The sequence below is a fragment of the Leifsonia sp. NPDC014704 genome, assembly GCF_043083605.1.
Classification (GTDB): Bacteria; Actinomycetota; Actinomycetes; order Actinomycetales; family Microbacteriaceae; genus Leifsonia.
Map to the genome: position 1 here is coordinate 138,978 of NZ_JBIBYW010000002.1, position 23,121 is coordinate 162,098.

Here is a 23,121-nt window from a genome sequence, read left to right on the forward strand (position 1 = left end):
GCAGGGGATGCGGCCCCGGCCAGACGAGAACGGCGACGAGAAGCGCGACGAAAGGGGGCGGAGGGGGCCCATCCCACGGTGCCGCCGGAGCGGCGGGCCCCCTCCGCGACGTTCACACCAGGGCGGCCGAGAAGCGCGCCGGGCGGAACGTGTCGAGGAGCGGCGACTTCTCGCCGTTCAGGATCTCGCGGGCGAGGAGCTCGCCCGCGATCAGCCCGAGCGTCGCGCCGCTGTGGGTGAAGGCCACGAAGTAGCCGTCGATCTGCTCCAGCTCGCCGAGCACGGGCTCGCCGTCGCCGGGGATGGGCTTGCCGCCGATGCCGAAGCCGTCCAGCTCCAGCGCCGGGTGACCGGCGAGCACGCGCGACGCCTCCTCCAGCAGGCGGTCGACGATGCCGTCCGGCACGGTCACGGAGCCGTCGTCGCCGACGATCAGCGCCTCCTCCGACCAGGCCGAGTCGAGCGCCAGCGCACCGGTCGGCGTCGGCCGGACCGCGACGTTGGGCGTGTTCAGCACGGCCGTCAACTCGGTCTGGACGGGCTTCGTCCAGACGAGGAGCGCCTCCGGGCTGCCGTCCTCGATCGTCACGCCGTGCTCGGCCACCTGCGCGGGCACGCCCGGGCCGGTCGCGAGCAGCACGGCGTCGGCGTCGAAGCGACGGCCGTCAGGCGTGACGGCGCCGACCGCCCGGCCGTCCTCCACTACGACCTCGACGTGTCCGGCGTTGGTGATCAGGGTTCCGCCGCGCGACGTGAACTCCGCCGCGAGGTACGCGATGAGCGACGGCAGGTCTACCCAGCCCTCGCCCGGGTTGAAGATGGCCCCCTCGGAGGCGATGGCCGCCGGGTCGACCCCGGGGGCCCACTCGGCGATGTCATCGGCACTGAGCCACTGGGCGTCGTAGCCGATGGCGCGCTCGTGCTCCAGGATGTGCGCGAACGACTCGCCCTCCGGCGCCCAGGTCAGCCCGCCGTCGAAGCGCAGGAACTCCGCGACGTCGGCGCGCGCCGCGAGCGTGCGGTAGCGGTCGATGCCGAGCTGACGCAGGGCGTGGTACTCCGGTGAGCGCAGGCCGGCCGTGTTCAGCCAGGAGAGCGAGCGTCCGCTAGCGCCGCTGGCGAGTTCCGCCTCGGTCAGCAGCGTCACCTCGGCGCCGGAGCGAACCAGCTGGGTGGCCGTCGAGACGCCGAGGATGCCGCCGCCGATGACGACGACGCGTGTGCGGATGGATGGTGCGGTCATGGTGCTCACTTTCGGTTCAGCGTGTGGATGGTGTCGATCAGTTCGAGGGCCGCCAGGCTCTCCCGCGGGTCCACCGGAAGCGGTGTTCCGTCTTGGAGCGCGGCGCCGAGCTCGCGGTAGAAGGCCGCGTAGTCGCCGGGAACGAGCGGAACCTCGTCGGGATGCGCGTCCGTGCCGAGGCGACCGGGAGCGCTCGCCTGTCCGAACCGCGGGTCGCCGGGAAGGGTGCCGCCGGCGAGTTGCCCTTCCTGCGGGTCGAGACCCCAGGTGACGAAGCCGGAGCGCGAGCCGAGCACGCGGAACCGCGGCCCGGCGATGGGCGCGACGGCGCTCATCCAGAGCTGGCTGGTGGTGCCGGCGTTGTGCTCGAGCACGACGAACACGTCGTCGTCGGCGCCCGCCTGGCGGCGGTTGCGCAGCTCGGCGTGCGTCACCCGGGCCGGACCGAACAGCAGCAGAGCCTGGTCGATGAGGTGCGCGCCGAGGTCGAAGAGGATGCCGCCGCCTTCCTGCGCGGAGGTGGTCGACTTCCACGACTCGTCGGCCGCGGGCTTCCACCACTCGAACCGCGACTCGAAGCGGCGGACGTCGCCCAGCGTCCCGTCGCCGACGAGACGCCGCAGGGTGAGGAAGTCGCCGTCCCAGCGGCGGTTCTGGAAGACGGTGAACGGAACGCTCGCCGCTTCGGCGCGCTCGATCAGGGCGCGGCCGGCGGCCGTGTCCGGCGCGAACGGCTTGTCGACGACCGTCGCCAGTCCCGCATCGATGGCGGCCGTCGCGTGGGCGACGTGCAGCGGGGTCGGCGAGGCGACGACCACCAGGTCGAGCCCGGGATGCGCGAGCAGCGCATCCACGTCCGGCACCGCCGTCGCGCCGGGATGCTCGGCGGCCAGCCGGTCCGTCTGCGAGGTGACGACCGCCGCGAGCTCGAAGGCGGGGTCCGCCGCGAGGAACGGCGCGTGGAACACGCGGCCGGCGACGCCGTAGCCGATCAGGCCGACGCGGATCACAGCACCTCCGAGAGGAAGCGCTGCAGGCGCGGGCTCTGCGGCCGGTCGAACAGGTCGTCCGGCCGTCCCGCCTCGACGACCCGGCCCTCGTCCATGAACACGACCTGGTCGGCGACCTTGCGGGCGAAGTTCATCTCGTGGGTGACGACGACCATCGTCATGCCGCGGCGGCCCAGGTCGGCCATGAGGTTCAGCACGCCCTTCACGAGCTCCGGGTCGAGGGCGCTGGTGACCTCGTCGAACAGCATGACCTCGGGCTCCATGGCGAGAGCGCGGGCGATCGCGACGCGCTGCTGCTGGCCGCCGGAGAGGTCGCGGGGCCGGTGGTCCATCCGCTCGCCGAGTCCGACCTCGACGAGGCGCTCCTCGGCGATCCGCTGCGCCTCCGCCTTCGGCATCCGCTTCACCGACCGCAGCGCGAGCATGACGTTCTGCAGGGCGGTGTGGTCGGGGAACAGGTTGAAGTGCTGGAATACCAGGCCGATGCGGCGGCGGAGCACATCCGGCTTCGTCCCGAGGATGCTCTCGCCGTCGAGGCGCACATCCCCGCTCTTCGGCTCGTGCAGCCGGTTGATGCCGCGGAGCATCGTCGACTTGCCCGACCCGGAGGGGCCGATGACGCAGGTGGTGGTGCCGGGTGCGACGGAGATGCTGACGCCCCGGAGCACGTCGATGTCGCCGTAGGCCATCGTCAGGTCGACGAGGTCGAGCGCGGAGCCGCGGAAGTCCGGCGTCTGCTGCGCGGGAAGCGGAGAGGTGTAGGTCATGTGTTGCTCCCGAGGGTGAGGGGTGCCGGCGGCTGGACCTCATCCAGCTCGTCCAGTCCGCTCTTCGGCGGAGCCGGCTTGCGTCGTCCGGTGCGGAACCGGTTGTCGAAGTAGTTCACGAGGTGCGTCAGCGGCACGGTGATCACGAGGTAGAACAGTCCGGCGAGCACCAGCGGCGACAGGTTGCCGGTCAGCACCGCGGCGTCCTGGCCGACGCGGAACAGCTCCCGCTCGCCCACCAGCAGCCCGAGGAAGTACACGAGGCTGGAGTCCTTCACGATGGCGATGAACTGGTTGACGAGGGCGGGGAGTACTCGACGGATGCCCTGCGGCACGACCACGAGGGCCATGGCCTTGGCGTAGCTGAGGCCGAGTGCACGACAGGCCTCGAGCTGTCCCCGGTCGACGCTCTGAATGCCGGCGCGGAAGATCTCGCCGATGTACGCGGCGGCGATCAGTGAAAGCGCCAGGATGCCGAGCGGGTACGGGGACGGCCCGAAGATCGACTGCGAGAACCGGGCGAAGCCCTGGCCGATGAGCAGGATGGTGAGGATCGCCGGGAGCCCGCGGAACACGTCCGTGTAGATGCGGGCGGGGATGCGGAGCCAGCGCGAGGTGGAGATCCCCATGACGGCGACCACCATGCCGAGCACGACGCCGATGACGGTCGCCGCGATCGAGATGATCAGCGTGTTGACGAGTCCGACGCCGAGGAGCTGCGGGAAGACCTGCAGCATCGACGGGATGTCGAAGAAGGTGTGCGTGATGGTGGTCAGCCAGTCCATGGGGATCTCCCTGAGCTCCTACTTCGACGTGGTCGGCGTCGAGGTCTGCTCGGCCTTCGGCAGGTACTGGGTCGGCATCGGCGACCCGGGGAACCACTTCTGGTAGAGCTTCTTCCAGGTGCCGTCCTCCATCGCCTCGTGGAGCGCCTTGTTCAGCGCGCTCTTCAGGGCGGGGTTGCCCTTGGCGATGGCGAAGCCGGCGGGGGCGTCGAACGACGGGATGTCCACGGCGTCCTTCAGCGTCGGGTACTGGGCGACGTAGCTCTTCGCCGCCTCGTAGTCGAGGAAGTGCGCGTCCACCGAGCCGCTGTTGACCGCCGAGACGGCCGCGTTGTTGTCGGGGAAGCGGACGAGGTTCGCCTTGGGGAAGTTCTTCACGGCGTACGCCTCCTGGAGGGTGCCCTGCACGACACCGAGGCGCTTCCCGGCGAGGTCCTTCGCCGAGTCGATGCCGCCGGCCTTGGTCGTGAGCACGGTGAGGTAGCCCGCGAGGTAGCCGTCGGAGAAGTCGACCGTCTTCTTGCGCTCGTCGGTGATGCCGATCGCGGCGACGCCCACGTCGAACTGGTGGTTCGCGACAGCGGCGAGCAGACCGGAGAAGTCCTGGCCGGTGAAGACGGCCTTGCCGAGACCGGCGCGCTTGGCGACGTCGGTGAACAGTTCGACGTCGAAGCCGGTGAAGTCGCCCTTGGCGTCGGTGAAGGTGTACGGCTTGGCATCGCCGAGGCTGGCGACACGGACCGTGCCGGCTTCGATGAGGCCGTAGGGGTTGTCCTTGGTGGCGGAGCCGGAGGCGCCGCCGGCGCTGCAGGCAGCGAGGACCAGGGCGGCGGTGGCCGCGGCGGCCAGCAGTCCGGCCGGCCGGAGGAAGGTGCGTCGTTTCACTGCGGGGGTCCAATCGTCTGGGGATGGTCGGCGAGAAACGGGACGTGCGATCCTCGTCGATCGGTGCGGGTTGCTGAGACCGGTCTCTGGCGATTACGCTGAGACCGGTCTCAGTTGGTTTTCTGGGACGCTACATCACGTTTCCCGCGTTCGTCAACACGTGGAGTTCGCAGGAGGAAGGCGGCACCGATGTCCCCACGCCCCGCATCCCGGCGCGCCGTCACGGTCGCCGACATCGCCCGGGCGGCCAAGGTGTCGAAGGCGACGGCGGCCCGCGCCCTGGGCGATTACGGGCAGGTCAGCGACGCCGTCCGCTCGCGCGTGCTGGCCGCGGCGGAGGAGCTCAACTACCGCCCCAACGCTCTCGCCCGGTCGATGAACACCGGCCGCTCGAACACGATCGGAGTGGTCGTCGGCGACATCGAGAACCCGTTCTTCGCGCACGCCATGCGCGGTATCTCCGATGTCGCCAGCAAAGCCGGTTACGACGTCATCCTCACTAATTCCGATGAGGATGTGGATGCGGAGGAAGCGGCCGTCGACGTCCTGCTCGACAAGCAGGTCGACGCCCTGATCGTGGCTCCGGCCTCGTCTGCGCGGGTGGCCCACCTCGCGGCCGTCGGCGCCGCGGGCCGGCCGCTCGTCCTGCTCGACCGCCGGGCCGACCGCGAACCCTACGACTCCGTCACGGTCGACAACCGGTCCGCCGCCGCGCGAGCCACCACCGAACTCCTCGCCGAGGGGCATCGCCGGATCGCCTTCATCTCGACGCACGACCACCCGGCGTCGCAGTACACGCCGGGCGACCGCATCACCATGTCCAGCGTCGCCGACCGCGTCGCCGGCGTGCTCGAGACGTTGACGGCCGCCGGCATCCCGTCACCCGAGCGCAACATCCGCCTCGACGCCCGCCGCCGCGGAGTGGATGTGGTGGCGCGCGAGCTTCTCGAAAGCGACGACCCGGTGACCGCCATCATCGCGTCCGACAGCCTCATCGCCATGGCGGTCTTCCAGACCATCCGAACGCTCGGGCTGAGCATCCCGGACGACGTCTCCCTGATCTCGTTCGACAACCCCGAGTGGACAAGCATCACCACGCCGCCGCTGACGGTCGTCGAGCAGCCGATCTACGAGCTGGGTGCTGCCGCCGCCCGTCGTGCGCTGGAGCGCATCCACGGCGAGCGAGTGGACGACGCCGCCGTCGTCTTCGGCGCCGATCTGCTGCGTCGCTCGTCGGTCGGACCGGCGCCGCGCGCCGCCGCCATGCCCGTCGCCGCCCTCACCGAGTTCGTGGGTCGCGACACGCCGTAATGGCGGCGCCATAGCAGCGTGTCGCGCCCCGTGGATGCGGCTGGGCCCGCGTCAACGACCCGTCTCGCGCGCCGCGTGGATCGCCCGCAGATCGCCGAGCGCCCGCTCGGTCTCACGGTCGGCGCGTCCGCCGCGCGCGAGGATCGCCGCCGGCAGCCAGTCGCTGAGCACGAACCGGCGCCGGCGCGGCGGTTCTCCCCCGTCGGTCCGAGTCGGGTGCGCGACCCAGCTGTGTTCCATCCCCTGTGTCCATGTCGTGTTCGCCATGACCTTTACGTTACGGACGTAAAGATACGGACACGAGATGGCTTTGGGTCTATCTTCGCAAAGATACGGCCATTACACTGACGGCATGATCCGATCGGTCGCGGTACCCCTCATCGACGAGTTCGCCATGTTCGAGTTCGGGGTCGTCTGCGAGGTCTTCGGCCTCGACCGCAGCTACGCGGGCCTCGAGCCGTTCGACTTCCGCGTCTGCTCCATCCACCCCGGGGCTCCGGTCGTGAGCCCGGTCGGCGTGAGCGTCACCGCCCCCTACGGCCTCGAGGCGATGGACGACGCCGACCTCATCGCCGTCCCCGCCGCCACCGTCCGCGACGAGTACCCCGAGGAGTTCCTGGATGCGCTCCGCCGGGCATACGACCGGGGCGCCATCCTGCTCAGCGTCTGCTCGGGTGCCTTCGCGCTCGGTGCCGCCGGCCTGCTCGACGGCCGCGACTGCACCACGCACTGGCGCTACTCCGACCAGCTGCAGCGCCGCTTCCCGGAGGCCCGCGTCGACCCCGACGTGCTGTTCGTCGACGACGGCCGCATCATCACCAGCGCGGGCACGTCTGCGGGCATCGACGCCAGCCTCCACCTCGTACGCCGCGAGCTCGGCAGCGCCGTCGCGAACACGATCGCGCGCAACATGGTCGTTCCGCCGCAGCGCGACGGCGGCCAGCGCCAGTACATCGACAAGCCGGTCAGCGACTGCGAGGACGACACCTTCAGCGAGCTGATCGACTACCTCACCGAGCGCCTCGACGAGACGCACACCGTCGGCAGCCTCGCCGAGCGCACGCACATGTCGACCCGCAGCTTCTCACGGCGCTTCGTCGCCGAGACCGGGGTGCCGCCGATGCAGTGGCTCACCACCCAGCGCATCCTGCGTGCCCGGCTGCTGCTCGAGACGACCGACCTGCCCATCGACGAGGTGGCGCGCCAGTGCGGTTTCGGCAGTGCCACCCTCTTGCGCCACCACTTCGACGCCGAGGTCGGCGTTCCCCCGACGCGCTACCGGGCGGCCTTCGCGCGCGCCTGACTCGCTGATGCCTGGCGCCGCGCCGGCGCGTGACTCCGGGGGCCCGCATTCCGCGAAGCCGGATGGTGCGCCGGCACCAGGTCGTCACCCCGGTAGTGCCGGAGCAGCCGCCGGTTGCGGAGGGCGAAGTCGGTGCACAGCCCGACGGTGACCAGTCCGCACACGATCACGCCCCAGGCTCGCGGGTTCTCGCCCTGGGTCGGGATGGCGACGGCGAGCGCGACCGTCGCGACCAGGGTGATGAGCGCGAGCACCGCGCCGATCCCCGCCCTGCGCGCCGCCCTGGCGCGATCCGTCCGGTCTCCCATGCACCGGAAACTACTCCGCGCTGTCGGTGAACGAAAGGCGAAATCGGTGCGACGTCCCGGTGAACACGACGAAGCCCCCGCCCGGAATCCGGTTCGGGGGCTTCGTGGTCGTCCGAGGGTCAGTGCTTGAAGGCGTCCTTGATCTTCTCGCCGGCCTGCTTGACGTCGGCCTTGACCTGGTCGCCCTTGCCTTCGGCCTCGAGACGCTCGTCGCCGGTGGCCTTACCCGTGGCCTCCTTGGCGTTTCCGCCCAGCTTCTCTCCGGCGTTCTCGATCTTGTCGTCCAGTCCCATGACGTCCCCTTTCGTGGTCCGTTTCGTCTTCGACGGTCCCACCGTTGCGGAAGCGGGTCTACCCCCACGGAGCGACCTCCCACGTCACGCTCAGGAGACGGTGTCGCTGCGATCCAGGCCTTCGAGTGCGGAGGACATGCGTCCGAGGAAGCTCTTCACGATCTCCGCCTGGCGCTCGTCGAGCACCGAGGCGGCTTCCAGCATGCGGCGATGCATCGCATCCAGGGTGTGCCGCACCTCTTCGTCGGCGCCCGGCGTCGCCAGGATGACCAGACTGCGCCGGTCGACCGGATGCGGCTGCCGGGTGACCCAGCCGGCCACGGTCAGCCGGTCGAGCATCACGGTCACCGACGACGACTTGAGCTTGAGGAGCGCACCGAGTTCGGCCGGTGTCGCGGGAACGCCTTCGTTCTGCCGTTTCAACAGGAACCGCAACGCACGCAGATCGTTCTCGCCCATCCGCATGGACTCGCGGGTACGGCGACGCATCGCCTGCTCGGCGGCGCGATAGTCGCGCAGCGCGTTCAGGACGTCAACGGTATACGGGTTCGCACGGTCGTACCAGTACCGCCCGCCGGTCTGTGATTCGATACTCCGATTTTACGCGCTGCTTCGAGAGCGGTCGCCGGAACGGTTCGGCGCACCCGCCGCCTCTGCCGCGTCGATGTGGTCGACGGCATCGCGCATCCGCCGCAGGAAGTCGATGACCACGGCGGCGTCAGCCGGCTCGAGCGACGCCGCGACATCGACGAGCTCCTGGCGCATATCGCCGAGGATCGCCCGCTGCAGTTCGTCTTCCGGCACGGTGGGGACGACGATCAGCGCGCGCCGATCGAAGGGGCTCGACTGACGCTGGATGTGCCCGGCGCGCTCCAGGCGATCGAGCAGCGCGGTCACCGACGAGCTCTGGATGCCGAGGTACTCGGCCAGCTCCTTCGGACCGACCGTGCGGCCGGACTCCTGGGCCCGTAGAAGGTAACGCATGGCCGAGACGTCGTTCTCGCTCATCCGGAGCACGCCCTCGGACCGTCGGCGCATGGCCGACTCGGCGACGCCGTAGGCGCGCATCGCCTCGAGCACCTCGATGCCGGGGGCGCGCTCGTCGGCGCGCTCCTCGTACCAGTAGTGCGCCGGTCCGTGAGTCTCGGACGTCATGCCCTTAACGATAGAGCACCTACAAACTAGACTGCCTAGCTTTTGCCCTTCGAACCCTCAGCGGCCGTGGGTTCCGGCGTGATGAGGAGCCCGTTGGGCCGGTGCGTGCCATCCATCAGCGATTCGAGCCACTCGCGGTTCAGGGGCGCGATGACGCCCTCGTCGTAGCGGAATCGGATCGGCAGACCGTTGTCGACCCAGATCGCCTCGCGACCGCCGTCCCCGTCACGGATCCAGCTCAGGGCGAAGGACTCCCGGCGGCGCAGCTTCGTCGTGATGACGACCTGCACATGGGCCAACAGCCGATCCGAGAATTCGTAGTCCGCTCCCCCGTAACTGAGCAGTCCCAACCCGCGTCTCCCCTCGGTCCGTCGCTGATCCAGCGAATATGTAGTTAGTCTAACCATATTGCTCGCTCGTCTAGCAAAACGCCCGGCGATGGATTTCAAGCCCTACTCGGCGGTGCCGCCCTCCCGCAGAATGAACGCTGTGAGCACCTACCGCCTCCAGATCTCTCCCGCCTTCACCCTCCGCGACGCCATGCAGGTGCTCGATCACATCCAGCGCCTCGGCGCGGACTGGGTCTACGTGTCTCCTCTGCTGGAGGCCGAGCCGGGTTCGATGCACGGCTACGACGTGGTCGATCACAGCCGGGTGGATGCGTCGCGCGGCGGCCCGGAGGCCCTGCGCGAGTTCGCCGACGCCGCGCACAGCCGGGGGCTCAAGGTGCTCGTCGACATCGTCCCCAACCACATGGGCGTCGCCACCCCTGCGGTCAACGCCTGGTGGTGGGATGTGCTCCAGCACGGTCAGGAGTCGCGCTACGCCTCCTACTTCGACATCGACTGGCCCTTCGGTCACGGACGCCTCCGGCTCCCCATCCTCGGCGACGGCCCGGACGAGGAGGACGCCCTGCGCATCGAGGACGGCGAGCTGCGCTACTACGACCACCGCTTCCCGATCGCGCCCGGCACAGGTGAGGGGACACCCCGCGAGGTGCACGCCCGCCAGCATTACGAGCTCATGTCGTGGCGGCGCGCTGATGCGGAACTCAACTACCGCCGGTTCTTCGCCGTGAGCACGCTCGCCGGACTCCGTGTCGAGGACCAGCAGGTCTTCGACGACACCCACCGCGAGATCGGCCGCTGGCTGAGCGAGGGGCTCGTGGACGGCCTCCGCGTCGACCACCCGGATGGCCTCCGCGACCCCGGCCAGTACCTCGAGCGGCTCCGCGACCTCGCCGGTGACGCCCCGATCTGGGTCGAGAAGATCATCGAGGGCGACGAGCGGATGCCGGACTGGCCCGTGCAGGGCACCACAGGATACGACGCCCTCGCCATCATCGACCGGGTCTTCGTCGACCCCACCGGTGAGGGGCCGCTCACCGCCCTCGCGGGCGAGCTCGACGAGCGAGAGGAGAGCCAGGACTGGGTGGAGCTCGTCCACCGCCGCAAGCGCGCCGTCGCCGATGGCATCCTCCGGTCCGAGGTGCTCCGGGTCGTCCGCGAGCTCGAGGAGGGGACGGACGAGGAGACGGCGGATGCCGTCGCCGAACTGGCCGCCTGGTTCCCCGTGTACCGCAGTTATCTGCCGTACGGCGACGAGTACTTGGAGGAGGCGCGTCAAGCGGCCGCGGCCACCCGCCCGGACCTCGCACCCGTGATCGCGCGCATCGTCGACCGTCTGGGTGACCGGTTCGAGCAGACCACCGGCGCCATCATGGCGAAGGGGGTCGAGGACAACGCGTTCTACCGCTTCACCCGACTCGTGTCGCTGACCGAGGTCGGCGCCGACCCGTCGGAGTTCGCTCTCTCGCCCGAGGAGTTCCACCGTCGGCAGACCGATCGCCAGCGTCGCCTGCCCGAGTCGATGACGGTGCTGTCGACGCACGACACCAAGCGCGGCGAGGACACGCGGGCGCGCATCCACGTGCTCGCCGAGCTGCCCGGCCGCTGGGAGCGGTTCCTGCGGACGGTGCGGGAGCGCGTCGGCTTCGGCGATGGCTCGCTCGAGAGCCTGCTGTGGCAGTCGGTCGTGGGCGCCTGGCCGGCGTCACGCGAGCGGCTGCACGACTACGCGCTCAAGGCGGCCCGAGAGGCCGGAGCGTCCACCGGGTGGACCGACCCCGACGAGGCGTTCGAAGAGCGGATGTTCGCCGCCATCGACGCCGCATTCGATGACGAGCGCGTGCGGGCCGAGGTCGAGGCGCTGGCCGCGGTTATCGAAGCACCCGGGGCCAGCAACGGGCTCGGCGCCAAGCTCCTCCAGCTCATGGCGCCCGGCATCCCGGATGTCTACCAGGGCTCCGAGCGCTGGGAGCGCTCACTGGTCGACCCCGACAACCGCCGCCCGGTCGAATTCGATGCGGCGGCAGCGCTCCTGGCGCACATCGACGAGGGATGGCAGCCCGAGGTCGACTCGTCGGGCGCGGCGAAGGAGCTGGTCACCGCGAAGGCGCTCCGCCTGCGCCGTGACCGGCCGGAGCTCTTCAGCGGCTACCGTCCTGTCTACGCCGAAGGGTCGCGCGCCGGTCACCTCGTCGGCTTCGACCGCGGCGGCGCGATCGCGCTCGCCACCCGCCTGCCCGTCGGGCTCTCCGCGACCGGCGGATGGGCCGACACCACCATCGACCTAGGAGAGGAGCCCATGCGCGACGAACTCACCGGACGTGACTTCTCGGGCCGCGTCCCGCTCGCCGCCGTCTTCGAGACCTACCCCGTCGCCCTGCTGGCGGTGACCCGATGACCGCCGGCGAGCGCCGCTTCGCCGTCTGGGCCCCGGAGGCGCGCTCTGTGGATGTGGTGCTCGGCGACCTCGGCACCTACCCGCTCACGCGCGTGCCCGCGTCCGATGCGAGCCCGACCGGGGGATGGTGGGAGTTGGCCGAGGCGCCGGATCTTCCCTCCGAACCCCTCGACTACGGCTTCCTCATCGACGGCGACGGACCTTTCCCGGATCCGAGGTCGCTCCGCCAGCCGAACGGCGTGCACGAGCTGAGCCGCGAGTTCGACCCGCACGCCCACGCCTGGGCCGACGGCGCGTGGGAGGGACGCGACCTCACCGGCTCCGTGATCTACGAGCTGCACATCGGCACGTTCACCCCCGAGGGCACCCTGGATGCCGCTGCCGCGCGACTCGACAACCTGATCGACCTCGGCGTCGACGCGATCGAGCTGCTCCCGGTGAACGCCTTCAACGGGACGCACAACTGGGGCTACGACGGCGTGCTCTGGTACGCCGTCCAGGAGCAGTACGGCGGACCGGCGGCGTACCAGCGCTTCGTGGACGAGTGCCACCGCCGCGGTCTCGCCGTCATCCAGGACGTCGTCTACAACCACCTCGGCCCGAGCGGCAACTACCTGCCGAAGTTCGGGCCGTATCTCGGCCAGGGCGCCAGCACGTGGGGCGTGAACGTGAACCTCGACGGCTCCCTGTCCGACGAGGTGCGCCGCTACATCCTCGACAACGCGGAGTACTGGCTGCGCGAGATGCACGTCGACGGCCTGCGGCTGGATGCGGTGCACGCCTTGCAGGATCACCGCGCCACCCACCTGCTCGAGGAGCTCGCGCTCCTCGCCGACGAGCTCGCCGGGGAGACCGGCCGTCCGCGCACCCTGATCGCCGAGAGCGACCTGAACGACCCGAAGCTGATCCGCACCCGCGCGCACCACGGCTATGGCCTCCACGCGCAGTGGGACGACGACGTGCACCACTCGATCCACGCGAATCTGAGCGGCGAGGACACGGGCTACTACAGCGACTTCGCCCGGCCGGAGGCGCTGGTGAAGGTGTTCCAGCGGGGCTTCTTCCACGACGGCACCTGGTCGAGCTTCCGGGAGCGCCACCACGGCCGCCCGCTCGACGCCGACATCCCCTTCACCCGCCTGGTCGTGTTCAGTCAGGACCACGACCAGATCGGCAACCGTGCCGCTGGCGACCGCCTCACCGCGACGCTCGACCCCGGACGCCTCGCGGCGGCCGCCGCCCTCACCCTGCTCGGCCCGTTCACGCCGATGCTCTTCATGGGCGAGGAGTGGGCCGCGACGACACCGTGGCAGTTCTTCACGTCGCATCCCGAGCCGGAGCTGGGGAAGGCGACCGCCGAGGGCCGCATCGAGGAGTTCGCCAAGATGGGCTGGGATCCGGCCGTGGTGCCCGACCCGCAGGACCCGGAGACGTTCCGACGCTCCAAGCTCGACTGGTCGGAGCCGGAGCGCCCGGAGAACGCGCGGATGCTCGACTGGTACCGCGCCCTCACCGGTCTGCGCCGGACGATCCCCGCCGATGCGCCCGCGACCCAGGTGGCGTACACCGACGGCGTCTTCCGGTTCCGCCGCGGCGAACTGCTCGTCGAGGTGAGCCTGTCCGGCAGTGGCCTCGGCGAGGCGCCGGCCGATGCGGTCGCGGCGTTCGGTGAGGCGGTGCGCGTTACGCGGCGATAGCTTCGGTTATATATGCAATACTTCTCTCGATAGGGTGTAGGGATGACAGCCGCGGCGCATAACCCCACCACGCAGCAGATCATCGATCGCATCGTCAGCCGCAACTCCGGCCTGCTCGAGCGCCTGCGCGGCGCGTAAGCCGCGCGCCTAACGGTCCGCAACCCCCGTGTCAATGCCTGGATGGGCGTGTCACCGCGCAGGTATCGTGGCGTTCTACCGAACGGAGGCACCGTGTCCCAACCCTGCCCCCGGCCCCACCGCCGGACCGCCCCCAGCGCACGCCGCTCGCAGGGGTCGTCCCTGTGACGGCCGCCTCTACGCCGTACCCGCTCGGGGTGACCCTGCGCGACGGCGGCGCGAATGTCGCCGTCTACAGTGAGCGCGCCGACAAGGTCATCGTCTCCATCTTCGACCACCGCGGCCGCGAGAAGCAGACCGTGCTCACCGAACGCACGGGCCACGTCTTCCACGGGTTCGTCCCCGGCCTCACTGCCGGAACACGCTACGGGCTCCGCGTCGACGGACCATGGGACCCGGCCAACGGTCTCCGGTTCTCCCCCGCCAAGGTGCTGCTCGCACCGCAGGCACGCGCCGTGACCGGGGCCTGGGACAACACGCAGGCCGTGTTCGGCCACCAGCTCGGCCGCCCGAAGCGCCGCAGCGACACGAACGGTGCTCGGCACGTCGCCCTCGGCATCGCCATCGACCCGCAAGAGTTCGACTGGGGCGACCACGAGCGGCCGCACACGCCGCTCAGCGAGACCATCATCTACGAGCTGCACGTGAAGGGCTTCACGAAGCTGATGGAGTGGGTGCCCGAGGAGTTCCGCGGCACCTACGCCGGGCTGGCGCACCCCGCCGCGGTCGAGTACCTCAAGAACCTCGGCGTCACCGCGGTCGAACTGCTGCCCATCCACCAGTTCGTTCAGGATGCGCACCTGCAGGAGAAGGGCCTCCGCAACTACTGGGGCTACAACTCCATCGGCTTCTTCGCCCCGCACAACGAGTACGCCGCGACGGGCGACACGGGTCACCAGGTCGATGAGTTCAAGGGCATGGTGAAGGCGCTGCACGCCGCCGGCATCGAGGTCATCCTCGACGTGGTCTACAACCACACCGCCGAGGGCAACGACCTCGGGCCCACGTACAGCTTCAAGGGCATCGACAACCCGTCGTACTACCGGCTCGTGGACGGGGACGCCGCCCACTACTTCGACACGACCGGCACCGGGAACAGCTTCAACGTGAGCCACCCGGCCGCCCTCCAGGTCATCATGGACTCGCTGCGGTACTGGGTCGAGGAGATGCACATCGACGGCTTCCGCTTCGACCTGGCCACCACGCTGACGCGCCAGGGCGGCGACGCCAGCCTTCACAGCGCGTTCCTGACGCTCATCCAGCAGGACCCGACGCTCGCGCAGGTGAAGCTGATCGCCGAGCCGTGGGATGTCGCCGGATACCAACTGGGCGGCTTCCCCGCGGGATGGTCGGAGTGGAACGGCAAGTTCCGCGACGACGTCCGCGACTATTGGCGCGGCACCCCCGGCGTGCTGTCGACCCTCTCGCAGCGCGTTCTCGGCAGCCCGGACATCTACGAGGACTCGCGGCGCGCTCCGCTGTCGAGCGTCAACTTCGTCACCGCGCACGACGGCTTCACCCTCGCCGACCTCACAAGCTACAACGAGAAGCACAACGAGGCCAACGGGGAAGACAACCGCGACGGCGAATCCGACAACCGCTCGAGCAACTACGGCGTCGAGGGGCCGACGGATGACGAGGGCATCAACGCCTTCCGTACCCGGCAGCGAAAGAACTTCCTCGCGACGGTGCTGCTGTCGGCGGGCGTCCCGATGATCCTCGGGGGCGACGAGATCGGGCGGACGCAGCAGGGCAACAACAACGCCTACTGCCAGGACAACGAGATCTCGTGGTTCGACTGGCAGAACGCCGACTGGGAGCTGCACGAGTTCACGTCGAAGCTCATCCACCTGCGCCGCACAGAGCCGGCCCTCCGGCCGGAGTGGTACCGGCACGCCCCCGACGTCGGCGGCCCGGACGTCGTCTGCATCGTACGGGCGGACGGCGAGCCGTTCGCCGACGAGGACTGGGCAGACCCGGAGGCCCGCTCGATCGCGTTCGAGCTGCGGCACGAAGGGGCCGACTCGTTCCTGCTCATGCTGAACGCGGCCGGGAACGGCGTGGAGTTCGTGCTCCCGGAGGCCGCCGGCTCGAACTGGGAGCTGGAGCTCTCCAGCGACCCCGAACTGGCCTTGGCCGACGGCGAGAGCGTCATCCTCGGCGAGTCGTCCTTCGCTCTGCTGAGGTCGCGAAACAGCTGATGCCCGAGTCCACCATCCCGGCGCTGCTCGGTCGCTACCGGCCGCAGCACGTCATCGGCCGCGGCGGCGAGGCCAGCATCTTCCGCGCGACCGACGAACTGCTGGGGCGCGAGGTCGCCATCAAGCTCTACCGCTCCGGCGGCGAGGAGGAGATGGCGCAGTACCGCACCGAGCAGGCGGCGCTCGCGCGGCTGAGCCATCACGGCATCGTCTCGCTGATCGACGCCGGGATCGATTACTCGTCTCCGAAGGACCCGCGTCCGTTCCTCATCATGGAACTGGTCTCCGGCACCGATCTCGCGAGCATGCTGGCCCAGCGGGAGCTGACGCTGGAGGAGATCGCGGAAGTCGCCTACGACATCTCCGAGGCTCTCGAGTACGTCCACGCCAACGGGGTGGTGCACCGCGACATCAAGCCGTCGAACATCATGCTGGTCTCGTACGGCACGACGACCTTCCGGGCGCGGGCGCGGCTCACCGATTTCGGGATCGCCAGCGGCCTCGTCGGCACACCCTCTCAGGCGGACGAGGGCAAGACGACCGGCACCGCGGCCTACCTCAGCCCCGAGCAGGCGATGCGCCAGCCGGCCACCCCGGCGAGCGACATCTACTCCCTCGGGCTCGTCCTGCTCGAGTGCTTCACGCGCTCGGTCGCGTACCCCGGCGGCGCCGTCGAGTCGGCGATGGCCCGGCTGGAACACGAACCGCCCATCCCGGACGGCCTGCCCGACGACTGGTCCCGCATCCTCCACGCGATGACCTCTACGGATCCGGCCGGACGTCCCACCGCGGAGCAGCTGACACCGGTGTTCCGCGAGGCGGTCATCTCGGCGGCCGGTCTCCAGCAGCGGGCGTGACGGCGGGATCGATGGAGGCCGGCGCCGCGATCGAGCGCGACGGCAGCGCCGCGATCGAGGACCACGCGGCCCTCGGCGACGGCCGCACCGTCGCCCTGATCGACCGCTCCGGCACGGTCGACTGGCTGCCCGTCCCCAACCTGGATTCCGATCCGGCCTTCGCGGCGCTGCTCGACCCGGAGCGCGGGGGTCGCATCCAGCTACGTCCGGTCAGCGCCTTCCGCACCCGACGGCGATACCTTCCGGGCACCAATGTGCTCGAGACCACCTTCACCACCGAGAACGGCGCCGTGCGGGTTACCGACGCGCTGGTCACCGGCGTCGCCGGCCGCCTGCCGTGGCTCGAACTCGCCCGCCGCATCGAAGGGGTAGACGGCACGGTGGTCATGGACTGGGCCGTCGAGCCCGGCACGATGCTCGGCGCGAGCAGCCCGTGGGCGGAGCGCGTCGACGGGAAGCGCATCCTCCGCGTCGGGACGGTCAACATCGGGGTCACCGGTCTGAACGACACCGAGGAGGATGCGGACGCCCCGCGCTTCGGGGGCCGCATCCGGGTCACCGAGGGGTCCCGCCGGACGCTCTCTATCGTCGCGACAGACGACGAGCCGCTGCACCTGCCCGACCCCGGCAACGTCGACATCGGGATCGACCGCACGGTCGGCAACTGGGAGCTGTGGTCGCGCACCTTCTCGTATCAGGGGCCGTGGGACGACGCCGTGCAGCGCAGCGCGCTCGCGCTGAAGCTGCTGCTGTACGCGCCGACCGGCGCCATAGCGGCCGCCGCGACCACCTCACTCCCGGAGACCGACCGCGGCGGAAAGAACTGGGACTACCGGTTCGCGTGGGTCCGCGACACCGCGTACACACTGCGCGCTCTGGCGCGGTTCGGCCTGCGCGAGGAGACGCACGCCGCGATCTCGTGGCTGCTCCGGGCCGTGAAGGGTGACGTCTCCGAATTGCGCGTGCTGTACGGGCTGCGGGAGGAGTCGTCGGCCGATCCGCAGACGCACGACGTGCCCGGCTGGCGCGGCATCGGACCGGTCGTCACCGGCAACCGGGCGGCCGGACAGCTGCAGCTCGGCGTCTACGGCGACCTCCTGAGCGTCGCGCTCGCGTACGCGGCGGCCGGCAACGTGCTCGATGTGCCCACCCGCCGCCTGGTCGCGGACGTGGCCGACCGCGTCTGCGACATCTGGCGCCTGCCCGACTCCGGGATGTGGGAGCTGAGCGAGCTCCGTCACCACACCTCCTCGAAGATGGGGTGCTGGCAGGCGCTGCAGGCCGCCCTGCAGCTCGTCGAGCTGGGGCAGACGGAGGGCAACCCCTCGCGCTGGCGTCGGGAGGCCGACGCCATCCACGCCTGGGTGGATGAGCGGTGCTGGTCGGACCGCCTCGGCGCGTACACGATGGCCGCCGACGAGGAGGAGCTCGACGCCTCGGTGCTGCTCCACGCGCCCAGCGGCTTCGAACGGGGCGAACGAATGCGCTCCACCATCGCCGCTCTGAGACGCGAGCTGGGCGACGGCCCGCTGCTCTACCGCTTCACCGGCGCGGCAGCCGAGGGCGAGCGTCCGTTCACCGCGTGCTCCTTCTGGCTCGCCGCCGCCCTGGCCTGCGTCGGCGAGATCGACGAGGCGACGACGCTGATGGACGACCTGGTCGGCCGCGCGAACGACGTCGGTCTCTACGCCGAGATGATGGATGCGGACGGCGCCTTCTGGGGCAACTTCCCGCAGGCGCTCTCGCACCTGGGCCTGATCGACGCGGCCCTGACGATCGCCGACCTGCGCCCCTGACCGCGCCCGCCGCCGTCGGAAACGGAGGACATCCGCGTACTCACCCCCGCAACTACCTCCGTTCAGTGCACCTCGTCGGCGCGTCGGGCGTGAACACCTCCCTTTCGCGCCCGCCGAACGACCTCAGTGCGACCGTGCCGCCAGCGTCTCCGCGATCGCGTGCGGAACCGTCTCGTCCTGCAGTGAGGTCGTGTCGCCGAGCGCCCGGCCGTCGAACAGGTCGACCAGCAGGCGGCGCATGATCTTGCCGGACCGCGTCTTCGGGAGGTCCTGGACGATGACCACGTGACGCGGCTTCGCGATCGCGCCGATCTCGCGCGTGACCTGGTCGCGGAGGTCGGCCTCCGCCGGTGTCTCCCCGGACGGAACCACGAACGCGGCGACCGCCTGCCCGGTCGTGTCGTCGCCCACGCCGACGACGGCGGCTTCGGCGACGCGTGGATGCGCGACCAGCGCCGACTCGATCTCGATGGTCGACAGCCGGTGACCGGACACGTTGATCACGTCGTCGAGGCGGCCGAGCAGCCAGATGTATCCATCGTCGTCGACCGCCGCACCGTCACCGGCGAGGAAGTACCCGCGGTCGGCATACGGCCGCCAGTACGAGTCGCGGTAGCGCTCCGGATCGCCCCATACCGTGCGTGACATCGCCGGCCACGTGCCGTCGATGACGATCGAGCCGCCCGAGCCGCGGGGCACATCCTCGCCTCGCTCATCGACGACACGAACGGTGACACCGGGCACGGCGACCGTAGCCGAACCGGGCTTCAGCGCGGTCGCTCCGGGCAGCGGTGCGACGATCGCCGCACCGGACTCGGACTGCCACCACGTGTCGACCACCGGCGCGCGTCCCGCACCGAGGTTATCGCGGAACCAGACCCACGCCTCCGGGTTGATCGCCTCGCCGACCGTGCCGAGAAGCCGGATGCTGGAGAGGTCCCAGCGCTCCCCCGGCCCCTCGGGGAACCAGGTCATGAAGGTGCGGATCAGCGTCGGCGCCGTGTAGTAGGTGGTCACGCCGTAGCGCTCGATGATCTCGAAGTGACGGCCGGTGTGCGGGGTGTTCGGCGTCCCCTCGTAGATGACGGAGGTGGCACCGTTCGACAGCGGGCCGTACAGCACGTAGGTGTGCGCAGTGACCCAGGCGAGGTCGGCCGTGCACCAGTACACGTCGTCGTCCTTCGCGTCGAAGAGCGCCCAGTGGCTCCACGACGCCTGTGTCAGGTAGCCGCCGGTCGTATGGACGACGCCCTTCGGTCGCCCCGTCGTCCCGGACGTGTAGATGATGAACAGCGGCGTCTCGGCATCGAAGAACTCCGGCTCGTGCACCTCCGGCGCCGTCTCGACCACGTCGTGCCACCACACGTCGCGTCCAGGCGTCCAGGGCACGTCCGGTGTCAGCTCCCCCGTGCGCCGCACGACCAGCACGTGCTCGATCGCGTTGTCGCCGGCGACCGCCGCATCCGCATTCGCCTTGACGGCCACCGCTGATCCCCGCCGGAACTGCCCGTCGGAGGTCACCAGCAGCTTCGCTCGCGTGTCCTCCACCCGGAAGCGCAGGGCCTCCGCCGAGAAGCCGCCGAACACGAGCGAGTGGATGGCGCCCACCCGCGCGATCGCCAGGGTGATGACGACCGTCTCGGGGATGACGGGGAGATACACGACCACGCGGTCGCCCTCTCCGACGCCCAACGCCGTGAGGGCGTTCGCCGCCTGCGCCACCCGCCGCTGGAGGTCCGCGTACGTGATCGTCTCGCGGTCGCCCGGTTCGCCCTCGAAGTGCAGGGCGACGCGGTCGCCCCGGCCCGCGGCGATGTGACGGTCGACGCAGTTGACGGCCGCGTTGAGGCGGCCGCCCGCGAACCACTCGGCCCGCGGGACCGTCAGCTCGCCGTCGTCACCGGGCTCGGCCGGTTGCCACGTGTGCGCCGTGTGCCACGGCTCCGCCCAATCGAGGCGGGCGGCCTGACGCTCCCAGAAGGCCACCGGGTCGGCGGCGGCCTCGGCGAACACGGAGGCGTCGACGTTCGCCTGCGCCGCGAACTCCTCGGACGGCCGGTACAGCCGCGTCTCGCGGCCGAGGTTCTCGATCGGGGTGCTCACCCTCCGACGCTATCCGCCTCGCCGAGTGCGTCCCTGCGCCCGCGCAACCTTCCGTAACCCGCCGCTCATCCCCACCGTCGAGTCCGCAAACTTTGCACGCCGCGACGGGGGTTTGCGTGCAATCTGTGCGGACTCGACGGTGGGGGTGAGGGTCAGGCGCCGACGTAGCGGGCGAGGTGCTCGCCGGTGAGGGTGGAGCGAGCGGCGACGAGGTCGGCGGGAGTGCCCTCGAAGACGAGCCGGCCGCCGTCGTGGCCGGCTCCCGGACCGAGGTCGATGATCCAGTCGGCGTGCGCCATTACGGCCTGGTGGTGCTCGATCACGATCACCGACTTCCCCGCGTCGACCAGCCGGTCGAGCAGTCCGAGCAGCTGCTCGACGTCCGCCAGATGCAGCCCGGTCGTCGGCTCGTCGAGCACGTACACGCCGCCCTTCTCGGCCATGTGCGTCGCCAGCTTCAGTCGCTGCCGCTCGCCGCCCGAGAGTGTCGTGAGCGGCTGGCCGATGGTCAGGTAGCCGAGCCCTACATCGGACAGCCGCTGCAGGATGGCGTGGGCGGCGGGCAACTTCGCCTCGCCGCTCGCAAAGAACTCCTCGGCCTCGGTGACCGGCATCGCCAGCACCTCGCTGATGTCGCGGCCGCCCAGGTGGTACTCGAGCACCGACTCGTCGAAGCGCTTGCCCTCGCACACCTCGCACACCGTCGAGACCCCGGCCATCACGCCGAGGTCGGTGTAGATGACGCCGGCGCCGTTGCAGTTCGGGCACGCTCCCTCGGAGTTGGCGCTGAAGAGTGCGGGCTTCACGCCGTTGGCCTTCGCGAACGCCTTGCGGATCGGCTCCAGCATCCCCGTGTAGGTCGCCGGGTTGCTGCGGCGCGAGCCGCGGATCGCGCCCTGATCGACGGACACGACGCCGTCACGGAGCGCCACCGACCCGTGGATGAGTGAGCTCTTCCCCGACCCGGCCACCCCCGTGACGACCACCAGCACGCCGAGCGGGATGTCGACATCCACGCCCTGCAGGTTGTGCTCGGAGGCGCCGCGCACCTCGAGTGCTCCCTTCGGCGTCCGCACCGTCTCCTTGAGGCGGGCGCGGTCGTCGAGATGCCGGCCGGTGAGGGTATCGCTCGCGCGGAGCTCCTCCACCGTGCCCTCGAAGACGACCTCGCCGCCGGCCGAGCCGGCTCGTGGACCGAGGTCCACGACATGATCCGCGATCGCGATCGCCTCCGGCTTGTGCTCGACCACGAGCACCGTGTTGCCCTTGTCGCGCAGCTGCAGCAGCAGCTCGTTCATCCGCTGGATGTCGTGCGGATGCAGCCCGACGGTCGGTTCGTCGAAGACGTACGTGACATCGGTGAGCGACGAGCCCAAGTGCCGGATCATCTTCGTGCGCTGCGCCTCGCCGCCCGACAGCGTGCCCGAGGGCCGGTCGAGCGACAGGTAGCCGAGGCCGATGTCGACGAACGAGTCGAGTAGGTGCTGCAGGTTCTTGAGCAGCGGACGGACGGACGGCTCGTCGAGCCCGCGCACCCAGTCCGACAGGTCGGTGATCTGCATGGCGCACGCATCCGCGATGCTGATGCCTGCGATCTTCGACGACCGTGCGCCCTCGCTCAGCCGGGTGCCGCCGCACTCGGGACAGATCGCGAACGTGACGGCGCGCTCCACGAACGCACGGATGTGCGGCTGCATCGCGTCGACATCCTTCGACAGCATCGACTTCTGGACCTTGGGCACGAGCCCCTCATAGGTCATGTTGATGCGCTCGATCTTCACCTTGACCGGCTCTTTATAGAGGAAGTCCTTGCGTTCCTGCTCGGTGAACTCGCGGATGGGCTTGTCCGCGGGCACGAAGCCCGAGCTGCCGATGATCCGCACGGCCCAGCCGTCGGCCGTGTAGCCGGGGATGGTGATGGCGCCTTCCGCGAGCGACTTGCTGTCATCGAAGAGCTGCGTGAGGTCGATGTCGCTCACGCTGCCCATGCCCTCGCAGCGCGGGCACATGCCGCCGAGCTGCGTGAACTCGCGCGACTCCGTCTTGCCGCCGACGGTGATCGCGCCACGGCCGGTGACCGAGGGGATGTTGAACGAGAAGGCCTGCGGCGATCCGATGTGCGGCTGGCCGAGCCGGCTGAACAGGATGCGCAGCATCGCGTTCGCGTCGGTCACCGTGCCCACCGTCGAGCGGGCATTGGCGCCCATCCGCTCCTGGTCGACGATGATGGCCGTCGTCAGCCCTTCGAGCACGTCGACGTCCGGTCGCGCCAGCGACGGCATGAATCCCTGCACGAAGGCGCTGTACGTCTCGTTGATCATGCGCTGCGACTCGGCGGCGATGGTGCCGAACACGAGCGAGCTCTTGCCCGAGCCCGAGACGCCCGTGAAGACCGTCAGCCGGCGCTTGGGCAGCTCGACGCTGACGTCTTTGAGGTTGTTCTCGCGCGCCCCCTGGACGCGGATCAAATCGTGGCTGTCGGCCGCTGCGGTCATGTCGGTTCCCTCCGTCGAACGCGACCCAC

At 70.1% G+C, this 23,121-nt stretch carries 20 protein-coding genes; 7 read left to right on the forward strand and 13 right to left on the reverse strand.

What is annotated here, in order from left to right; all coding sequences use genetic code 11:
* Window positions 1-112 precede the first annotated feature (112 nt).
* Genes ACF1AJ_RS12120 through ACF1AJ_RS12140 form a run of 5 tightly spaced genes read right to left on the reverse strand, consistent with a single transcriptional unit; the run spans window position 113 to window position 4,690 of the window.
* Window positions 113-1,243 (reverse strand): NAD(P)/FAD-dependent oxidoreductase, encoded by a 1,131-nt coding sequence (locus ACF1AJ_RS12120; protein WP_391507594.1) that lies wholly within the window; start codon window positions 1,241-1,243, stop codon window positions 113-115.
* Between the two features lie 5 nt (window positions 1,244-1,248).
* Window positions 1,249-2,253, reverse strand: a complete 1,005-nt coding sequence (locus tag ACF1AJ_RS12125; protein WP_391507595.1) for a Gfo/Idh/MocA family oxidoreductase — start codon at window positions 2,251-2,253, stop codon at window positions 1,249-1,251.
* The gene (locus ACF1AJ_RS12130) at window positions 2,250-3,020 is read right to left on the reverse strand and encodes an amino acid ABC transporter ATP-binding protein (RefSeq protein ID WP_309855842.1); all 771 of its coding nucleotides are present in this window, start codon (window positions 3,018-3,020) and stop codon (window positions 2,250-2,252) included. The genes ACF1AJ_RS12125 and ACF1AJ_RS12130 overlap by 4 nt, the downstream gene beginning before the upstream one ends.
* Window positions 3,017-3,805 (reverse strand): amino acid ABC transporter permease, encoded by a 789-nt coding sequence (locus ACF1AJ_RS12135; RefSeq protein ID WP_309855840.1) that lies wholly within the window; start codon window positions 3,803-3,805, stop codon window positions 3,017-3,019. The genes ACF1AJ_RS12130 and ACF1AJ_RS12135 overlap by 4 nt, the downstream gene beginning before the upstream one ends.
* An 18-nt stretch (window positions 3,806-3,823) precedes the next feature.
* The gene (locus tag ACF1AJ_RS12140) at window positions 3,824-4,690 is read right to left on the reverse strand and encodes an ABC transporter substrate-binding protein (protein ID WP_391507596.1); all 867 of its coding nucleotides are present in this window, start codon (window positions 4,688-4,690) and stop codon (window positions 3,824-3,826) included.
* A gap of 189 nt (window positions 4,691-4,879) precedes the next feature.
* On the opposite strand from ACF1AJ_RS12140, the gene ACF1AJ_RS12145 reads away from it, so the two are divergent.
* The gene (locus ACF1AJ_RS12145; protein WP_391507597.1) at window positions 4,880-6,001 is read left to right on the forward strand and encodes a LacI family DNA-binding transcriptional regulator; all 1,122 of its coding nucleotides are present in this window, start codon (window positions 4,880-4,882) and stop codon (window positions 5,999-6,001) included.
* A 51-nt stretch (window positions 6,002-6,052) separates the two neighbouring features.
* Here ACF1AJ_RS12145 and ACF1AJ_RS12150 read toward each other — a convergent pair whose 3' ends face one another.
* Complete coding sequence (locus ACF1AJ_RS12150) at window positions 6,053-6,268, reverse strand: hypothetical protein (protein ID WP_391507598.1); 216 nt, start codon at window positions 6,266-6,268, stop codon at window positions 6,053-6,055.
* An 85-nt stretch (window positions 6,269-6,353) separates the two neighbouring features.
* On the opposite strand from ACF1AJ_RS12150, the gene ACF1AJ_RS12155 reads away from it, so the two are divergent.
* Window positions 6,354-7,304 (forward strand): helix-turn-helix domain-containing protein, encoded by a 951-nt coding sequence (locus ACF1AJ_RS12155; protein ID WP_391507599.1) that lies wholly within the window; start codon window positions 6,354-6,356, stop codon window positions 7,302-7,304.
* Here ACF1AJ_RS12155 and ACF1AJ_RS12160 read toward each other — a convergent pair.
* From ACF1AJ_RS12160 to ACF1AJ_RS12180, 5 genes are all read right to left on the reverse strand, one after another.
* Entirely contained in the window at window positions 7,277-7,612 is a 336-nt protein-coding gene (locus tag ACF1AJ_RS12160; RefSeq protein ID WP_391507600.1) for a hypothetical protein, read from the reverse strand. The two genes, ACF1AJ_RS12155 and ACF1AJ_RS12160, sit on opposite strands and share 28 nt — an antisense overlap.
* Window positions 7,613-7,731: 119 nt before the next feature.
* A complete protein-coding gene (locus ACF1AJ_RS12165) occupies window positions 7,732-7,905 on the reverse strand; it encodes a CsbD family protein (RefSeq protein ID WP_115695598.1) in 174 nt (57 codons plus the stop codon).
* Between the two features lie 90 nt (window positions 7,906-7,995).
* Window positions 7,996-8,394, reverse strand: coding sequence for a MarR family winged helix-turn-helix transcriptional regulator (locus tag ACF1AJ_RS12170; RefSeq protein WP_391507601.1), 399 nt, complete (start codon window positions 8,392-8,394; stop codon window positions 7,996-7,998).
* A 111-nt stretch (window positions 8,395-8,505) separates the two neighbouring features.
* On the reverse strand, window positions 8,506-9,060 hold the full coding sequence (locus ACF1AJ_RS12175; RefSeq protein WP_391507602.1) for a MarR family winged helix-turn-helix transcriptional regulator: 555 nt from the start codon (window positions 9,058-9,060) through the stop codon (window positions 8,506-8,508).
* A 35-nt stretch (window positions 9,061-9,095) separates the two neighbouring features.
* Window positions 9,096-9,350: a hypothetical protein gene (locus ACF1AJ_RS12180; RefSeq protein ID WP_391508754.1), complete on the reverse strand. Its 255-nt coding sequence runs from the start codon at window positions 9,348-9,350 to the stop codon at window positions 9,096-9,098.
* A 190-nt stretch (window positions 9,351-9,540) separates the two neighbouring features.
* Here ACF1AJ_RS12180 and treY point away from each other — a divergent pair, with 190 nt between their 5' ends.
* From treY to ACF1AJ_RS12205, 5 genes are all read left to right on the forward strand, one after another.
* Window positions 9,541-11,805 (forward strand): malto-oligosyltrehalose synthase, encoded by a 2,265-nt coding sequence (treY, locus tag ACF1AJ_RS12185; protein WP_391508755.1) that lies wholly within the window; start codon window positions 9,541-9,543, stop codon window positions 11,803-11,805.
* Window positions 11,802-13,502: a malto-oligosyltrehalose trehalohydrolase gene (gene treZ / locus ACF1AJ_RS12190; protein WP_391507603.1), complete on the forward strand. Its 1,701-nt coding sequence runs from the start codon at window positions 11,802-11,804 to the stop codon at window positions 13,500-13,502. Before treY ends, treZ begins: the two co-directional genes overlap by 4 nt.
* 302 nt (window positions 13,503-13,804) lie before the next feature.
* Window positions 13,805-15,841 (forward strand): glycogen debranching protein GlgX, encoded by a 2,037-nt coding sequence (gene glgX, locus ACF1AJ_RS12195; RefSeq protein WP_391507604.1) that lies wholly within the window; start codon window positions 13,805-13,807, stop codon window positions 15,839-15,841.
* The gene (locus tag ACF1AJ_RS12200; protein ID WP_391507605.1) at window positions 15,841-16,698 is read left to right on the forward strand and encodes a serine/threonine-protein kinase; all 858 of its coding nucleotides are present in this window, start codon (window positions 15,841-15,843) and stop codon (window positions 16,696-16,698) included. Before glgX ends, ACF1AJ_RS12200 begins: the two co-directional genes overlap by 1 nt.
* Entirely contained in the window at window positions 16,695-18,494 is a 1,800-nt protein-coding gene (locus ACF1AJ_RS12205; RefSeq protein WP_391507606.1) for a glycoside hydrolase family 15 protein, read from the forward strand. The genes ACF1AJ_RS12200 and ACF1AJ_RS12205 overlap by 4 nt, the downstream gene beginning before the upstream one ends.
* 123 nt (window positions 18,495-18,617) lie before the next feature.
* Here ACF1AJ_RS12205 and acs read toward each other — a convergent pair whose 3' ends face one another.
* Entirely contained in the window at window positions 18,618-20,597 is a 1,980-nt protein-coding gene (gene acs / locus ACF1AJ_RS12210) for an acetate--CoA ligase (protein WP_391507607.1), read from the reverse strand.
* 152 nt (window positions 20,598-20,749) lie between these two features.
* Window positions 20,750-23,092 (reverse strand): ATP-binding cassette domain-containing protein, encoded by a 2,343-nt coding sequence (locus ACF1AJ_RS12215; RefSeq protein ID WP_391507608.1) that lies wholly within the window; start codon window positions 23,090-23,092, stop codon window positions 20,750-20,752.
* Window positions 23,093-23,121 lie beyond the last annotated feature (29 nt).

Bases quoted from the DNA above. Each gene is read 5' to 3' on its own strand.
- ACF1AJ_RS12120 (WP_391507594.1), bottom strand. From the start codon at position 1,243: ATGACCGCACCATCCATCCGCACACGCGTCGTCGTCATCGGCGGCGGC.
- ACF1AJ_RS12130 (WP_309855842.1), bottom strand. From the start codon at position 3,020: ATGACCTACACCTCTCCGCTTCCCGCGCAGCAGACGCCGGACTTCCGC.
- ACF1AJ_RS12135 (WP_309855840.1), bottom strand. From the start codon at position 3,805: ATGGACTGGCTGACCACCATCACGCACACCTTCTTCGACATCCCGTCG.
- ACF1AJ_RS12145 (WP_391507597.1), top strand. From the start codon at position 4,880: ATGTCCCCACGCCCCGCATCCCGGCGCGCCGTCACGGTCGCCGACATC.
- ACF1AJ_RS12150 (WP_391507598.1), bottom strand. From the start codon at position 6,268: ATGGCGAACACGACATGGACACAGGGGATGGAACACAGCTGGGTCGCG.
- ACF1AJ_RS12155 (WP_391507599.1), top strand. From the start codon at position 6,354: ATGATCCGATCGGTCGCGGTACCCCTCATCGACGAGTTCGCCATGTTC.
- ACF1AJ_RS12160 (WP_391507600.1), bottom strand. From the start codon at position 7,612: ATGGGAGACCGGACGGATCGCGCCAGGGCGGCGCGCAGGGCGGGGATC.
- ACF1AJ_RS12165 (WP_115695598.1), bottom strand. From the start codon at position 7,905: ATGGGACTGGACGACAAGATCGAGAACGCCGGAGAGAAGCTGGGCGGA.
- ACF1AJ_RS12170 (WP_391507601.1), bottom strand. From the start codon at position 8,394: ATGCGTCGCCGTACCCGCGAGTCCATGCGGATGGGCGAGAACGATCTG.
- ACF1AJ_RS12175 (WP_391507602.1), bottom strand. From the start codon at position 9,060: ATGACGTCCGAGACTCACGGACCGGCGCACTACTGGTACGAGGAGCGC.
- treY (WP_391508755.1), top strand. From the start codon at position 9,541: ATGAACGCTGTGAGCACCTACCGCCTCCAGATCTCTCCCGCCTTCACC.
- treZ (WP_391507603.1), top strand. From the start codon at position 11,802: ATGACCGCCGGCGAGCGCCGCTTCGCCGTCTGGGCCCCGGAGGCGCGC.
- ACF1AJ_RS12200 (WP_391507605.1), top strand. From the start codon at position 15,841: ATGCCCGAGTCCACCATCCCGGCGCTGCTCGGTCGCTACCGGCCGCAG.
- ACF1AJ_RS12215 (WP_391507608.1), bottom strand. From the start codon at position 23,092: ATGACCGCAGCGGCCGACAGCCACGATTTGATCCGCGTCCAGGGGGCG.